Source organism: Leptolyngbya subtilissima AS-A7 (assembly GCF_039962255.1).
Classification (GTDB): Bacteria; Cyanobacteriota; Cyanobacteriia; order Phormidesmidales; family Phormidesmidaceae; genus Nodosilinea.
The window spans coordinates 39,788-56,942 of record NZ_JAMPKY010000004.1 but is presented as its reverse complement, the minus strand read 5'-3'; the positions used below and the strand labels follow the sequence as shown (position 1 = coordinate 56,942).

8 protein-coding genes are annotated in these 17,155 nt (G+C 57.2%); 4 read left to right on the top strand and 4 right to left on the bottom strand.

From position 1 onward, the window contains the following. Positions 1–59 precede the first annotated feature (59 nt). The 4 genes from NC979_RS09795 to ilvD all read left to right on the top strand — a co-directional run bounded on the left by NC979_RS09795 (position 60) and on the right by ilvD (position 5,827). Positions 60–1,217, top strand: a complete 1,158-nt coding sequence (locus NC979_RS09795) for a baeRF3 domain-containing protein (protein ID WP_190520186.1) — start codon at positions 60–62, stop codon at positions 1,215–1,217. An 882-nt stretch (positions 1,218–2,099) separates the two neighbouring features. Further along, positions 2,100–2,600: a hypothetical protein gene (locus tag NC979_RS09790; RefSeq protein WP_190520184.1), complete on the top strand. Its 501-nt coding sequence runs from the start codon at positions 2,100–2,102 to the stop codon at positions 2,598–2,600. Between the two features lie 622 nt (positions 2,601–3,222). Then, the gene (locus NC979_RS09785) at positions 3,223–3,546 is read left to right on the top strand and encodes a protein phosphatase CheZ (RefSeq protein ID WP_242024056.1); all 324 of its coding nucleotides are present in this window, start codon (positions 3,223–3,225) and stop codon (positions 3,544–3,546) included. Positions 3,547–3,982: 436 nt separating this feature from the next. After that, positions 3,983–5,827, top strand: coding sequence for a dihydroxy-acid dehydratase (ilvD, locus tag NC979_RS09780; protein WP_190520180.1), 1,845 nt, complete (start codon positions 3,983–3,985; stop codon positions 5,825–5,827). 55 nt (positions 5,828–5,882) lie between these two features. Here ilvD and NC979_RS09775 read toward each other — a convergent pair whose 3' ends face one another. From NC979_RS09775 to NC979_RS09760, 4 genes are all read right to left on the bottom strand, one after another. Beyond that, on the bottom strand, positions 5,883–9,968 hold the full coding sequence (locus NC979_RS09775; RefSeq protein WP_190520179.1) for a PAS domain S-box protein: 4,086 nt from the start codon (positions 9,966–9,968) through the stop codon (positions 5,883–5,885). 180 nt (positions 9,969–10,148) lie between these two features. After that, positions 10,149–11,381 carry an EAL domain-containing response regulator gene (locus NC979_RS09770; RefSeq protein WP_190520176.1) on the bottom strand — a complete coding sequence of 411 codons (1,233 nt, stop codon included), beginning with the start codon at positions 11,379–11,381 and terminating at the stop codon, positions 10,149–10,151. A gap of 612 nt (positions 11,382–11,993) precedes the next feature. Next, complete coding sequence (locus NC979_RS09765; protein WP_190520175.1) at positions 11,994–14,633, bottom strand: hybrid sensor histidine kinase/response regulator; 2,640 nt, start codon at positions 14,631–14,633, stop codon at positions 11,994–11,996. Positions 14,634–14,662: 29 nt separating this feature from the next. Continuing rightward, on the bottom strand, positions 14,663–17,071 hold the full coding sequence (locus NC979_RS09760; protein ID WP_190520172.1) for a PAS domain-containing protein: 2,409 nt from the start codon (positions 17,069–17,071) through the stop codon (positions 14,663–14,665). Between the last annotated feature and the right edge of the window lie 84 nt (positions 17,072–17,155).

Below are 17,155 nucleotides of genomic sequence, written 5' to 3'. Positions count from 1 at the left end.
ACCTAATAAACGCCTCGATTTAACCTCTTCAAACCCCAACTCTAATTCTACCTAATCCCATGAGCTTTCTTTCGCTAGAAGAACTAAAAGAACTCGTCGAACAGCCACAAGGATTGTGTATATCGATGTACATGCCGACCGTACAGGTAGGTTCAGATACAAAGCAAAACTCTGTCCGGTTTAAAAACCTAATTCGGCAAGCAGAAGCACAGCTAGAACAATATGAATCGCGTCCAGATAATTTGACTCAATTCTTTGCGCCCGCTCTCGACTTAGATAACGATGAGTTTTGGCAACATCAGAGTGCCGGATTGGCTTTGTTTGTTGCAGAAGGATTCTTTCGTTATTACTGTGTGCCGATAGAAGTGATTGAATTGGTGGTTGTGAGCGATCGCTTTCATCTTAAACCGCTAATCCCGCTGCTAAGCGGAGATGACCGTTTTTATATTCTCACGCTTGGTCAGCGCGATGTGCGTCTTTTAGAAGGCAATCGCTACGGTATCACTCGTGAAATTGAAATCGAAGGCTTGCCGAAGGATATGGATGAAGCCTTGCAGTATGACGAAACATCGAAGGATCAACAGCGGCGGCAGGAAGGTGGCGCTGGTCGTGCAGGCTTGCAAGGAGGTGGCTCATATCACGGACAGGGAGCCGATCGCGAGAACGTCAAGGAAGACTTACTGCAATACTTCCTGCTACTGGATAAAGCGCTGCACGACTTTTTCCGCAATCGCCGTGCGCCGCTTGTTTTAGCTGGGGTTAGTTATTTGCTGCCGATTTACCAGGAGGCCAATACTTACAATTTCATCGTGGAAGAAGGCATTCAACACAACACAAAGGAACAAACAGCGCAAGAGCTTCATGCAGAAGCATGGGCGATCGTGGAGCCGCAGTTTGAGGCAGGCAAACAAAATGCGCTCGACTACTATCACGAGTCGATTGCCGCTGGTAAAGGATCAGATGATTTAAACGAAGTGATTCAAGGCGCCTTCTATGGTCGTGTAGAGCAGCTCTTCGTTCCTGTTGGGGTGCAGAAGTGGGGGCATTTCGATCCAGAAGCAATGGAGCTTGAAATGCACAATGATGCTCAACCGGGTGACGAAGATTTACTAAATGCAGCGGCGATTCAGACAATCTTTCATGGTGGAACAGTGTATGCAGTTGAACCGCAGACGATGCCGGATGATGCTCCTATCGCAGCAGTATTTCGCTACTGATTGCGTGTGAAAAGGCGCAATCGCCTCTGCTCGATCGGTAGAGACCTTTGTGAGCGATCGCTATTCAAGCTTCTCTTCAAAGATTTAGGGGGCGATCGCATGATGCTGAAAGACATGGTGTCGGGTTCACTATAAATTCAGCCTTTGAGCTGGGCGAGCGTACCCTAGCTACCCCGTTTGCACTGCATTAGCAGGTAGCTAGGGTTGTTCGCGTTCTATTTTCCTTCACCTGCCCCGTCCTGGGGAAAGGCTTGCTCATCAAACATAGAAGTAAATAGAACCTATGCCTCAATACCTCGAACCAGCCGCCAATGAGGCGTCCAATCTTCCGCCTGCTCAGTTTGCCAAACCCCATCCTCGGCCAGAGTGAGTGCATCACATGCTCTGCGGTAGCCTTGGCGGGATAGACCGCACTATCAAAATTCTCCATGCCCTTGGCTATACCAACCCTACCAACGGCTACTCCAGTGCCACTCAGCACCCTTGACCCAGAGATAATAGCACAGTCGTTGGGAGATGGAACGTAGCTGGTCATTACAACTAAAATTACGCGAATCGAATAAACACTTATTTCTTAAAAAAGCTGTTTGTCAGCTGAATATGGTGATTTGGGCTACAGGCTTTTGCTGCATCTCCCTCAAACGGAGGGTTAGTTTAGTGCTAGTTTCTGCCCTTAGAGCGAAGGAGATACTCAGTTATTCTCCTAGGCTGAGACCATATTCAACCCGCACATTCCTAAACCGCTAAGACCTTCTTAGCATCAAATGCGGAAATTTCACCTCAAGTTAGTTACTTCACTGAATCTCAAAGAATCTCAAATTGCCTCCAAAACTTTATTGGTGGGCAACCGATCATCAACTCTTGAAAATATTGGATAATGCCATGATTACACTTTTTCGTTCTTTTTTGGTCGCGGTTCATCGTCAGCTTCCTGGCTTTTTAGCGCGGCTGGGCTCAAGCTTTCAGACTGTGCAGATGCGCCGACCTCTAACTCGCCTAGCCACCCAAACGGCTATTGTTAGCGTGTTGGCTATGGCCTTTTGGGTGGGCTCCATCGGTGCCTACACCCAGTCTGCCCAAGCAGGCGACAATCTGGATGGCAGAGTCTATGAGGGCGAAGCTGTGCGTCAGTCCCGCGAGCCCGGTAGCCGCCATAATGTCACTGGTAGCGACCAGCCAGTAGGAACTCCGCAAGGGCTCTCCAAGGCACCCGAAGATCAGGCTCAGGGCATTCTAGACAACGTCAAGGATGCGGTTCAGAGCGTCTTGCCCGGTAATCCCGGCGATGGAGTTGGCCAAAATGCCTACAACCCCAACACCAACCCAGACACTAATCCCAATACCCACGCCAATACCAATCCTGTCTCTACCCAAAAGCGCTAGGGTAGAGACCTGGTAACCCCGTTACGGCATTTTTGCAGGCTAGTAAGGCACATGAACTGCCCTAAGACCTTTGGCATCTGGGTCCTAACCGTGCCTTATATAGCTAGGAAATGCTGCATTGCTCCCTCTCTCGAGGACCCTCTTACCCTTCTACTCAAGAAATGAGCGATCGCGCTATGCATCGCCTGTTTTAAGAGTGGAGGGTAAGTTTTTTTGATATCAATTTTTTTAGTAGTAACCGCTCTGCTCAACGCAGATAATCTTGACCGATAGCTTCCCTTACAAAAATGAGGCAACCAATCGGAGTCTTTACAGCCCCTTTCAGGAGGGCAGTGAAGAGAGGATCCAAAATCTATAGTGCTATTTCACAGATTTGATATATCAATAGCTATCAAATTCTCTCAAAATCGGGCCAGAAGAAAGTCTATCTAGAGGATGTTTTAGCAAAGAGGGTTAGCAGGGTAAAACTGGATAGTTAAATTCTATGAGGACTATGTCTATGAAGTCTAATCGTTTTATGACCCAACTTTCGACCCTAGGTCGTAAATTGACTGTAACCCTAGTCTGCCTAGTTGCGATCGCCTTCGTTTGGCAGAGCCCACTAGTCTCAAACATTTCAGCTATGGCCGCCCCCGCTGGAACTTTAATTGCGACCGCAGATGCTGGCAACCAAGTTAAAGGTGCCGCTGAGGACATCAAAGGGGCTTCTAAAAATATCATCCGCGGTACGGAAGACAAAGTTAAAGATGCTGCTAGAAGCAATGCCTCCAAAGTCGATCAGGCTGACGAAACAGGGAGCGCTGTTGAGGGCAAAGCCAAGCGCGATCGCAACCGTATTGAGCAAAAAGCATCCAAAGATGCCGATCGTACCGAGCAAGCAGCAGAAAAATCTATGAACGCCGTTGAGCGTGCTGTGGATAACATCAAGGGTGCTTTTAGCGACTAGTTGTAGCGTCTGAGAGTATCGAAAAATAAGGTGGTAAACGCCTTAAGTAGCGCTCTTTGATCTCGTTATCAAGCTCTAGATGCCCACCAACCCGATCGGGTTGGTGGGCGTCCCTTATTTATTATTTATAAGGACAAACGCAGCCAACCTAACCTGTGCGTTCTTTGGCTAGGGCGGACAAGAAGGCTAGGCGACGGGCTCAACTGCTTTAGAAGTTACTGCGCTTTTCAGCGCCTCACTCTGACTTGGCGGTGCGGTGGGCGATCGCACCTATCGAAGACTATCGCTTAAGAAATTTCGACCCAGACCATAGGCAATCCGTTGGGCAACTTGAACCGTATAGTCAGCTATTGTGGTTATTACAGTTTGTAGTCTTGCTCGTGTCTTGCAGGTGCTAGGGCCAGACTATAGACAATCCTTTAGTCTAGAATGCGCCATGCCGACCTATCGCTCTAAAACCTCCACCCAGGGACGCAACATGGCCGGGGCTCGCGCCCTCTGGCGCGCCACCGGCATGCAAACCGCAGATTTTGAGAAGCCCATCATTGCGGTGGCCAACTCCTTCACCCAGTTCGTGCCGGGCCACGTTCACCTCAAAGACTTGGGTCAGCTGGTGTGCCGCGAGATTGAAGCCGCTGGCGGCGTCGCTAAAGAATTCAACACCATTGCCGTTGACGACGGCATCGCCATGGGCCACGACGGCATGCTATATAGCCTGCCCTCCCGCGAGATCATTGCCGACTCAGTTGAGTACATGGTCAATGCCCACTGCGCCGACGCCCTAGTCTGCATTTCCAACTGCGACAAAATCACCCCCGGCATGCTAATGGCGGCCCTGCGGCTCAACATTCCCGCCGTGTTTGTCTCCGGTGGCCCGATGGAAGCAGGCAAGACCAAGCTTTCAGAACACAAGCTCGATCTAGTCGATGCCATGGTGGTGGCCGCCGACAGCAGCATCAGCGATGAAGTGGCCGATGAGTACGAGCGCTCCGCCTGCCCCACCTGCGGCTCTTGCTCGGGCATGTTTACCGCCAACTCGATGAACTGTCTCACCGAGGCGATTGGCCTATCGCTGCCAGGCAACGGCACCACCCTGGCCACCCACTTCGATCGCAAAGATCTCTTCCTCACCGCTGCCCGCACCATTGTCGACATCACCCGCCGCTACTACGAGCAGGGCGACGAGTCGGTGCTGCCCCGCTCGATCGCCAGCTTCGAGGCTTTTGAGAACGCGATGATGCTGGATATTGCCATGGGCGGCTCCACCAACACCATTTTGCACCTGCTGGCTGCCGCCCACGAGGCTGGGATCAACTTTACCCTCACCGACATCGATCGCCTGTCACGCCAGGTGCCCCAGTTCTGCAAAGTCGCCCCCAACATCCCCGACTACCACGTGGAAGACGTGCACCGGGCCGGCGGCATTCCCGCTATCTTGGGCGAGCTAGACCGGGCAGGGCTATTGCACACCGACGTACCAACCGTCCACAGCCCCACGATGAAGGACTCCCTCGATCGCTGGGATGTGCGCCGCACCAACGACGAAGCTGTCCACACCTTCTTTAGAGCTGGCCCGGCAGGCATTCCCACCCAGCAGGCCTTTAGCCAGTCGACCCGCTGGCCCACGCTCGATCTCGATCGCGAAAAGGGCTGCATTCGCAGTGTCGACCATGCCTACAGTGCCGAGGGCGGCCTGGCGGTCCTCTATGGCAACCTGGCCGAGCGCGGCTGCATTGTCAAAACCGCCGGCGTTGACGAGAGTATTTTGGTGTTTGAGGGCAAGGCCCGCATCTACGAAAGTCAGGATGCCGCCGTCAACGGCATTCTCAAGGATGAGGTGCAGGCGGGCGACGTGGTGATCATTCGCTACGAGGGGCCACGCGGCGGGCCGGGCATGCAGGAAATGCTCTACCCCACCAGCTACCTAAAGTCGAAGGGGTTGGGCAAGGTCTGCGCGCTGCTCACCGACGGACGCTTCTCGGGCGGTACCTCGGGCCTCTCCATCGGCCATGCCTCGCCGGAGGCGGGAGCGGGCGGCAATATTGCTTTGGTGGAAGAGGGCGATCGCATCCTGATCGACATTCCCAACCGCACCATCAATGTCGATCTGTCGGCAGAGGAGTTAGCCAACCGCCGGGTGGCTATGGAGGCCAAGGGCAAGGACGCCTGGAAGCCTGCTCAGCCCCGTCAGCGGCGGGTAACTGCTGCCCTTAAAGCCTATGCCCTGCTGGCCACCAGCGCCGACCAAGGCGGCGTGCGCAACCTGGAGATGCTGGAGTAGATCATCTCGCTTAGCATGTCCCGTTGCCCAAACTGTCCTGCCCTCGCCCGCCGAGCTAAAACACGCGGTAGCGATCGCGCCCCTGCTGCTTGGCGGCGTAGAGGGCGGCATCGGCCTGGTCAATTAGGGTTTGAGCCTGCTGCTCAACAGTGGGTATAACGCTGGCAATGCCGAGGCTAAGGGTGATGCGCTGGCCTAGGGGCGAGGCGCCGTGAAACAGCGCTAGCTCCGCCAAGGCCTGCTGAATGGCGCGGGCGATCGCCTCGGCTCCGGTCTGGTCAGTGTCGGGCAGCACCAGGGCAAACTCTTCGCCGCCGTAGCGGGCTACCAGGTCAGCCGGGCGTTTGGCCACCTGTTCTAGGGCCTGAGCCACCCGCTGCAGGCACACATCCCCCGCCGGGTGACCGTAGGTGTCGTTGTACTGCTTGAAGTGGTCAATGTCGCACAGAATCAAGCTCAGGGGAGCCTGTGCTCGCAGCAAACGCCCCCACTCCTGCTGGAGGTAGGTGTCAAAGCTGCGTCGGTTGGCCACCTGGGTAAGGCCGTCGTGGGTGGCCAGGTGTTCAAGCTGGCGATTGACGGTTTGAATATGCTGGTAGAGCTGCGACTGCTGAATCGCGATCGCCAGCTGAATGGCCAGCCGCTTTAACACATCTAGCTCAGAGGTTTCCCAAGGGCGTGGCCCCTGGCTGTGGTGGGCCATCAGCATGCCCCAAAGCCGATTGCCCTGCACAATCGGCACCACCACCTGAGCCCGGGCTTGGGTAAGGCAATCGAGGGGGCAGAGGCGATCGGGCTCGATCTGGAGGTCGGCAACCGCCTCCAGGTTGCCCTGCTGCAACTGCATCAGCCGCGCCTCTGCGATCGGACTGTCCACCTGTTGCCCCAGCAGCGGTGGAAAGCCAGCGGTGATGGCCTCGGCGATCACCATGCCCTGACCACTGGCCTCTAAACGGTAGATCAGCACTCGGTCAGTGCGCAAAAACTGCTGTACCTCAGTCACAGTGGTGGTAAGAATTGCCTTCAGGTCAAGGGTTTGGCGAATGCGTTGGGCAATTTCACTCAGCAGCCGCTCCTGCTCAGCCCGCCGCCGCAGGGCCGCCACCTCCGATCGCCTGAGCTCAGTAATATCGGTGAACGAGAGCACCACCACATAGGGCAGGCGTTCATTGGGATGAAATAGGGGACGAGTATTGCAGGAAATCCAGGTAATGCCGTCGGGTTTGACCACGCCCATCACCTGGTTGTTAACCAGTTGCCCCGTGCTCAGGGTAAGTAAAGCTGGGTGATCTTCCTGGGGGCAGGGAGAACCATCTTCCCCAATCATGTACAAATTCATATCGGCTAGGGAGCGGCCGACGATCTGCCAACTTTGCAACCCTAAAATCTTGGCCGCGCTGGCATTGCAGGTCAATAGAACGCCATCCGCCTGCACCACGGCTACTCCTTCAGAAAGGGCCGCCACTACCGAACGATAGCGCTCCTCACTGTCTTGAAGCTCTTGCAGTAGGGTAGTTTTGGCCTCAAACTCCCTGGCTGAGTGTAAGCTAGCCGCCAAAAAACCAGCCATTAGCTGTAGGGTTTGTCGATCGGACCCCGTAAAGGCATTGGGCTGGCATGAGAAGACTTTGATCACCCCAACCCGTTCTGCCTGATAGGTCAGAGGCACCACCACCATCGATCGCAGCCCCAGCGCCTGAATAACAGAGGACTTGCTCCACCCCTCCTGCTCCACATCGGCGCAGTACAGCGTGCGGCCCTCGGTGAGGCACTGACCGCCTAGGCTATCGGCCAGGGGCAATCGCCAGCCTAAATGGGCCTGAGCGATGCCGCTACCGGCCTGGCACACCAGTTCGGTACCTTCGAGGAGCTCAACGGCGGCCCCGTCGGCGCGGGTGAGCGATAGAGCACCTGCGGCGATCACCGCCATCACCTGTTCTAAATGGGGATTGACCAGGGCCACCTTTTGTTGGGTCTCTACGACCTCAGACAGGCGCTCTAGTTCCTGTTGCAGGGCACTTTCGGCCTGCTTGCGCTCGGCTTCGAGCTGGGCTCGTTCGCTAATGTCTTTCATGAAGCAGTAGTGACCCTGGCGCTGCTGCCGGTCATCGTAGGCCGTCACCATAAACAACTGCTTGTAGAAAATTGAGCCATCCTTGCGCAAGCCCCGAGCTTCGATATTGACATTGCCCTGGGCCAACATGGTGTCATAGGCCTGATTGAGCCGACCGAGATCGTCAGGGTGAACGGTAATTTGCCAAGTTTGGCCCACCAGTTCCTCTGGGGTATAGCCCACCATAGCGGCATAGGCCTGGTTGACGCTAATGTAGCGCCCGGCGTTGTCCAATCGCGAAATGCCCTCAACGGCATGGGCCAGGGCCGTGCTCATTTCGCGCAGCTCTCGCTCGGCCTGCACGCGATCGCTAATGTCTTGGGCAATGCCGTAGAGGCGCACGACCTCGCCCTGGGCATTGCGTTCGGCCTGGCCCCGGTCATCGATATAGCCCACGGTACCGTCACTGCGGTTACACCGAATTCGGATGCTGTAGGGTTCACCGGTCGTTAGGGCTTGTTCGACCGACTGGCGCAGGTAGTCGCCGTCCTCTGGGTGGTAGAGCCGCAGCAGTTCGTCGAAGCCAGGCTCGCCCAGGGCGGGGTCGCGCCCTAAGATGCGAAATTTTTCGGCTGACCAGGTGACTTTCTGGGTGGCAACGTCGTACTCCCAACTGCCAATGCGGCCCACGCTCTGGGACTCTAGCAGCATGGCTTGGCTTTTGCGCAGGGCCAACTCTGACTGCTTGCGCTCGTTAATATCCTGGATCTGAGACACAAAATAGAGCGGCACCTGATGCTCGTCGGTCACAATCGACACGCTGAGCATCGCCCAAATCCAATGGCCCCGTCGGTGGCGGTAGCGCTTTTCTAAGTGGTAGTGGCGAATGTCCTGATTGAGCAGCTGCCGCACCAGGTCTAGGTCGGTGTCTAGGTCGTCGGGGTGGGTAATGGCCTGAAACGTGGTGGCGAGCAGCTCGGCCTCGCTATAGCCCGTAATTTCGCACACGGAGCGGTTGACCTCTAGCCAACGGCCCTCTAGGCTGACCAAAGCCATGCCAATGCCAGCGTAGTCAAAGGCGTTACGAAAGCGCAGGTTGCTCAGACGGAGGGCGCGGTTGCTGGTTTCTAGCTCGGCATTGCGCTCGGCTAGCTCGGTGGTGCGCTCGGCCACCTTGGCCTCTAGGGACTGATTTAGCTGGCGCAGGGCGATCTCGGTGCGTTTGCGATCGCTAATGTTATACGCCGTCGATCGGCTGCTGACGTAGTTGCCCTGCTCATCATACTCGGCGATCGCGTTGAGCAAAATCCACTGGGTGGAGCCGTCGGCCCCCACCAGCTCAAACTCCAAATCGCTAATGCGGCCTCGCTGCTTAAACAGAGAAAAGTTAGCGGTAAAGGTAGCCTGGCTGGCCGGAGTGATCACATCCCAGAAGCGCAGTCGGCCCACTACCGCCTCGCGGTCATAGCCCAGCCACCCCAGCTCGGTGTCGTTAATTTCAATAAATACCCCGTTGCTGTCGAGCGAGTGGTAGCCGCAGGGAGCCCGATGGTAGAGGTTGTCGATGGCTACCCGCTGGGCGGCAGTGGTGGCGATCAGCTGGCGGCTCGACAGCTGCAGCTCCAGCTTCTCCATCACCACGGCGGCCAGGTCAACCAGGGTTTGAGTTTCATCGGCGGTGAGCTGGCGGGGCTGGTGGTCGATAATGCACAGGGTGCCGATAGTATGGCCATCGGCAGTGGTGAGGGGAGCGGCGGCGTAAAACCTGAGGCCCAACTCACCCTGCACCAGAGAATTGAACTGCGTGCGTGGGTCTTGACGGGCATCAGCAATGGCGTAGACCTCGCCCTGCAAAATTGCCGAGGCGCACAACCCCAACTCTCGGTCAATTTGATCCAGGGTCGCCCCATAGCGCGACTTAAACCAGATGCGATCGCGATCGACTACAGTCACCAACGCAATGGGCACCTGAAACAGGCGGGCCGCGATCGCCGTAACCCGGTCCAAGGCCTTATCCGACTGCATATCAAGGATGTGGTAGCGATGCACCGCCGCCAGCCGTTCAGCGTCGTCGGTTAAATTGTTCATCCTGGCCTGTGTGGCGAATTGTATGCAAATGTATGGGTTTGCACGCTTTCTTTATGATGCCCTTACATAGCGTTGGGGTGATCGAGGCTTCCTCGACCTTCACAGTCTGTAGTTAACGGCCTGGGCAAACCCGGCACTAAGGACACCCCTATCTAAACTGTAAAGCCCCAGGTCGGTTTCCTAGCTCTCCCTCAGGGCATAACGATCGCGCACGGCTAGCCAAGGCCAAAAATCGTCGCCAGCCAGGGGGCGAGCAATGTGGTAACCCTGGGCCAGGTCGCAGCCAATGGTGGTTAGATAATCGAGAGTTTCGGCGTCTTCAACCCCCTCAGCGGTGCAGCGCAGCCCCAGACTGTGGCCCAGGTCAACAATAAATTTCACCACTGTGCGCGACTCGGGAGACGTCATCGCCGTCATCACAAACGACTTGTCAACCTTAATCTCCGAGAAGGGTAGCCGCACCAGCTGCAGCATCGACGAAAACCCAGTGCCAAAGTCGTCAATCGACAGGTGAAAGCCAATCATGCGCAGCCGGGTAAGCAGATCGAGAGAGGCCACCGGGTCATCCATGGCGCTGGTTTCGGTGAGTTCAAAAATCAGCCGGGCGGGGTCAACGCCCTGGGCACTGCAGCGCTCCTGCACGCGCTCAAACAGCGCCCCGTTGCCCAAGGTGCGGGCCGAAATATTCACCGACAGCATCAGCTGATCGCCGATCGCCGCAGACAGCGGGGTCGCCCCCGCCGTGCAGAGCGGCCCAAACCAGGCTAGGGCCTGCTCAATCACCTGATCGGTGAGAGGGTCAATCAGATCACAGCTCTCCGCCAGGGGAATAAACCGCCCCGGCGGCAGCAGGCCGTAGGTGGGGTGAGCCCACCGCACCAGAGCCTCAACCCCGGCCAGTTCGCCGGTGGTACAGAGCACTTTAGGCTGATAGGCCAGCACAAACTCACGGCGATCGAGGGCCTGGAGCAGGTCAGCCGGGGTCAGCTCCGGCGGCTGGAAGGGGGCACCGACAACCGGGGGCGGCGGGGGCGGGCTGGCGACTTGGCCCAGCAGCATTTCCCGCAGCTGGTTAGGCGAAAAGGGCTTGGCCAGCACCCCGGCAATGTCGAGGCCGTGCTCAACCGCCGATCGCCCAGCGGCATCCAGCACTCGACTGCCAACACCACTGGTAATAATAATTTTGGCCCGGCAAGATAGCTTGGCTAGCCGAGCCATGACTTGCACCCCATCCATGGTGGGCATCACCAGGTCGAGGGCAATGTGGGTGGGCTGCCACTCGCGGAGCAGGACAAAGAACCGATCGGGGTCGGAGGTGAAATATACCTCCAGCCCAGCAAACTCAGCGATCCGCTGAATGGTCTCCCCGGTCATGGGATCGTCATCTAAAATTAACAGTCGGCGATCGCCCATGCCTTACCAGTTGCCCCCCTCAAACCGTCCTTGTGCTGCCATAGTCCCAGCCAGCCCCCTCTCAGCCTGCCCACCCACCCCTACCCATCCAGCACATCACAAACTTTTTGGGCTAAATCGGCCCGCCGGTAGGACTTACTCAGCAACTTGACTCCAGGGTCGAGCCGCTCCGGGTGAACAATGACCTGCGCTGAACAGTAGCCAGGACCGTTGGGCCACTTCTGGCTACTGTCATCTGATACCCCAGCTGCTCTAGCTGATTTTGCCCGTAGCTGTGCACTAGGTTATCGTCTTTGATTGAGAGAAACCGTTCTTAACCAATTGCAGAGAACGTCCTGGATTCCTTGATATCTGAGTAAATACAGCCTAACCGTCGTGCCCTGACCTAACTCCAAATCGATTGTGGTAAATCCGTTGGACTGCTGAGCAAACCCGTCTACATGCTAAGCCTTAGCTCGGTGCCCTGGCCGTATTTTTCGTTGTAGATTGGGGCTCACATAGGCAAAATAGATACTTTTTATCAATGCCTACCATTTGTTATGTTGAAGACGGCATTCAGTCCGAATAGAGTCGCCGCTGCTCAGTTAGAGAAGGTGGGTTGGGAAGTTTGTGTCAGTGACAGGGAGAAGTCAGCGCCTCTCGAATTTTTCGCGAGAGTTCGGTGCGGCCGTAGGGCTTGCTGAGCAGCTGTATACCCGTATCCAACCGACCTTGATGGACAATAGCATTTTCGCTATAGCCCGAGGTGTAGAGCACCCGCAGCCCCGGCCTGATCTGCTGGGCCAAGTCAGCCAGTTCGCGCCCACTCATACCGCCGGGCATCACCACGTCGGTAAACAGCAGGTCAATGTTGTCTTGCTGGTAGAGCATGGCCAGAGCTGCCGGACCGCTGGTGGCCACCAGCACTCGGTAGCCTAGATCAACCAGCTGGTCGTGGGCGTAGCGGCGCACTAGCTCGTTGTCTTCCACCAGCAAAATCAGCTCTGAGTGACCGACCACCACTCCCTCTGGGGCAGGCAGGGAGGGCTGAACATCACCCCAAAATCGGGGTAGATACATTCGGATGGTGGTGCCGTGGCCCAGCTCGGAATAGATCTTGATGTGGCCCCCCGACTGCTTGATGAAGCCATAGACCATGCTCAGGCCCAAGCCGGTGCCCTTGCCCTGTTCTTTGGTAGTAAAGAAGGGCTCAAATACCCGCTCTAGATGCTTGGGATCAATGCCCACGCCCGTATCCGACACCGACACCATGACGTAATGCCCCGACATCACCTCCACGTGCTGGCTGGCGTAGTCCTGACTGAGGTATATGTTGGCGGTTTCAAGGGTGAGCTGGCCCCCCTGAACCATCGCATCGCGGGCGTTGAGGCAGAGGTTGAGCAGGGCGTTTTCTAGCTGGGCCGGGTCGACCAGGGCGGGCCACAGATTGGCCTCTGCCACGATGTTGATGTCGATGTGCTCGCCCAGGGTGCGGCGCAGCAGCCCATTCGTAGCGGTCATCAGCTGATTGACATCAACGGGCTTGGGGTCAAGGGCCTGGCGACGGGCAAAGGACAATAGCCGCTGGGTGAGTTCGGCCCCCCGCTGGGCGGCGCTGCCAATCATCTGCGCCAGGGGGTGCAGGTGAGGGTCAGCTTCAAGCATTTCGCCCAGTAGCTCAGCGTTGCCCAAAATGACGGTGAGCAGATTGTTGAAGTCGTGGGCAATGCCCCCGGTCAGCTGCCCTATGGATTCTAGGCGCTGCGATTGGTGCAGACGCTCTTCAAGGGCTATGCGATCGGTCACATCTTGAAAATACACCGCCAGGCCCTCCTGGGATGGATAGGCTCGTACATCTAACCAGACGTTTAAGGGGGCATAAAACTCTCGAAACTCGACCGATTGCCCCTCATTTACCGCTTTTTCATACTGCTGCTGAAAGACACTGCCGCTCGCTTCTGGAAACTCATCCCACGCATATTTGCCCAGTAGATCGGCCCGCTCACGCTGCAAGAGTTGTTCGGCCTGTCGGTTGATAAAGGTAAAGTTCCACTGGCGATCGAGGGTAAAAAAGCAGTCGGTAATGCTTTCCAGGGTGGTGTTGAGGCGATCGGCGATCTGGCGGGCCTCCTGTTCGAGCTGCTTTTGGTCGTGAATTTCGATCGCAGTGCCGTACCACTTAACAATTTGCTCGGCTTCGTCACGAATGGGCACCGCCTGCACCAGATGCCAGCGGTAGTCGCCGTCGTAGCGCCGCGTCCGAAGCTCAACCCGGTAGGGGCTGGCAGACTGCACCGCCGCCGTCCACACAGTCAAGCAGAGGTCAACGTCGTCAGGGTGCAGCAGGGTCATCCAGATCTGGCTCGGGGGCGTATCAGGGTCATAGATGCCGGTGTAGACCCTTAGGGCGTGGCTAGCGTAGTCGACGGTGCCGTTGGGGTCGGCAGTCCACACGATCAGGGGCATGGCGTCGGCCAGCTGGCGAAACCGCTGCTCGCTGCGCTCTAAAGACGCTTCGGCCAGCTTTTGCGAGGTAATGTCTTGAAAGGCCCCCTGCACGGCCACGATAGCTCCCTGCTCGTTGCGCACGGGCTGGCCAATAGAGCGCACCCACAGCCGGCGCTGGCGGGCCGTAATAATTTGCAGCTCTTCGTCAAAGGGCAAGCCAGTCTCGACGCAGGCGGCAAAGACAGCGGTAATGCGATCGCGGTACTCAGGGGCATAAAACTCAATGCCCTGAGCCACCGTGGGGGCGAAGCCCGGCTCGACCTCGTGGATGCGACACACTTCCTCAGACCAGACCGCTACATGGGTATCCAGGCGCACCAGCCAGCCGCCCAGATGGCCAATCTCGCTAGCAATTTGCAGTAAAGTCTGCTGCGACCGCAGGGTGTCGTAGGCCTCGCTGAGCAACCGCTGGGTCTCTTTCACCCGGTGAACGTATTGCAAAATCGCCAGGGTGAGCCCACCGGTGGTGGCGGTTGCTAGAGCTGCCACCAGTCGATTGGCGATCGCGTAGGCCAGAGCCGCCCCGGTCAGATTCGAGGGTGACACAAGAAAGCCCGCCGCCGTTAGCCCCACACCGGCCACGGTTGCTCCCACAACCCACCGGCTATTGCGAGACAGCCCCGCCACCACTACCCACGGCATATACAACATGCCATGGGCAAACCCCAGGGGCGTCACCATATCGGCTAGGAACACCCCCACAAAACCGGCGAGGGTCAATCCCCGAGCCCAGCGGGTCGAGGGTCGAGGCAGCCGAAACGTCATAGCTGGGCCGCGAGAAAACATTCCCTAAGTTAACCTTTGGCAAGGGCTTGACGAACATGACGGGCCAGCTCAGCTCGCTGGTAGGGCTTGGCTAGCAGTAAAATTCCAGGTTCTTGCGCCCCCTGGTGAATTAGGGCATTTTCGGTATAGCCAGAAGTATAGAGGACTCGCAGCTGCGGCTGCAGCCGGTGAGCCGCAGCTGCGAGGTCACAGCCCGTCATGCCGCCGGGCATGATCACATCGGTAAACAGCAGATCGATTTCAGGCCATTGATGCAGCAGCTCTAGGGCCGCTGGGCCATTTTCAGCCGCCAATACCCGGTACCCCAGACTCTCAAGCTGCTGCTGGGCGTGAGCGCGCACCAAAGCGTTGTCTTCAACGAGCAAAATTAGCTCTGAGCCACCAGGATAAGCATCTGGCCATGGAAGGGAAGTCTCTGGGGCATGAGAACTCTCTAAAACCGGGTTAGAGCCATGATGGTATCGGGGCAGGTATAGTCGCACGGTGGTTCCTGCGCCCGGCTCGGAGTCAATGGTGACGTAGCCGTTGGACTGGCGGACAAAGCCATAGACCATGCTCAGTCCTAGCCCGGTGCCTTTGCCCCTGGCCTTAGTGGTAAAAAATGGCTCAAAAACCTGGCTCAGCAGCTCTGGCCCCATGCCTACCCCATTGTCCGACACGGCAACTACAACATAGTCGCCTGGGGAGAAGTCGCCCTGGAACTTGTCGCCGGGCGAGATGATGCAGGTCTGGGCGGTCGTGAGGGTGAGGCGGCCCACGCCGTTCATGGCATCGCGGGCATTGAGGCAGAGGTTGAGCAGGGCGTTCTCTAGCTGGCTGGCATCGACTAGAGCAGACCCCAGCTGAACGTCATAGCTACAGCGCACCTCGACCTGTTCTCCCAAGGTGCGGCGCAGCATTGCATCCATACGGCCAATCAGCTGGTTGACATCAACGGGCTTGGGGTCAAGGATTTGGCGGCGGGCAAAGACCAGCAGGCGCTGGGTAAGGTCGGCTCCCCGCTGGGCCGCCCCGCTGATCATATCGGCCAGCGATCGCAGCCGGGGCTGGGTGTCGAGTAGTTCGACCAGCAGCTCGGCGTTGCCCAAAATCACCGTCAGCAGGTTGTTAAAGTCATGGGCAACTCCGCCGGTTAGCTGGCCAATGGCCTCCATTTTTTGGCTTTGCAGCAGCTGCGCCTCTAGGTTCTTTTGCTCAGTTAGGTTGAGCATGCCGCCAATCATCCGAATTGCCTGCCCCTGCTCATTGCGAATCACATAGCCGCGATCCATGACGTAGGCATAGCGGCCATCGTGGCAGCGAAATCGATACTCATCCGTCCAGATGGTGGCGTCTCCCTCTAGGACCGTCTGCACTGAGGCCAGAAGCCGCTGGCGATCGTCGGGGTGCAGGCGGCTGTGCCACCAGTCGTAAGAGGTCCCAAGGTCATCTTTGCCATAGCCAAACAGAGTTTTATACCCCTCCCCTCGCCAGGTGATATCGGCAAGCAAATCCCAATCCCAAATGGCGTCGTTGGTGGCCTTCGAGACCAGTCGAAACCGTTCTTCACTGGCCCGCAGAGTGACCTCAGCCGTCTTCTGGGCGGTCACGTCGATTACCGTGCCCAGCTGCCGGTAGGGTTGTCCCTCGGCGTCCACTTCGATGTTGCCCCGATCCGACAGCCAGCGCACATCCCCATCGGGGCGACGAATGCGGTAGGTGACCTCCAAAGTTCCGCTCAACCGACCGGCCTGAGCATGGTTGTTCAGCAGTTCCAGCCGATCTTCGGGCAGCACCCACTCGATGAACCGTTCAAAGCTCTCAATGGGCTCCTCAGGACGCAGGCCAAACAGGCGATAGGTGCCCACCGACCAGACTAGGTGGTTGGTGTTCAAGTCGAGGGCCCAACTGCCCATGTTGCCAATGCGTTCGGCGCTGGTAAGTAAAGTGGCCTGCTGACGAATACGTGTGGTCAACAGCGCCTCGGCCCGGCGGCGTTCAGCGTCAAGCTGCATCTGTCCGCCAAGGTTGCCCCCCGCCCCTGTCGCCGACCCCGATCGCGGCCTGCGGCGGCGTGCCAGGGCACAGTCTAGGGCCCGGCCAATTTCGGCGGCGGTCTGTTCCCAAACTAGGTAATCCTCGGCTCCAGCCCAGACGGCCTCTAACCCTAAGGCCGCCTGGTTTGGGTTAACCAGCACAATTACCGGCACGTCGGGTGCTTGTGCCTGAAGCACCTCTAGCGGAGCCAGCCCCGCTGTGGCTGAGCCAGCCAAATTTAGCAAAATGCCGTCAACTTGATGGCCAGCAGCGAGGTAAGCTAGGGCGGCATCGACCTGGTTTAGGGCAACTAGCCCCAGTTGGCATGCAGGGCGATCGCACCCCAATGCTGCTGAATTCTCTCCTACCCAAAGAATCTGATTGGCCAGCTGCCCGGTCATAGGATACCTCTTAGGCTCCATGGATGTGGCCCCATTGGCGTGGCTACTCCCCATAGCGATCGGTCGACAAACCGCTGTTTTTGT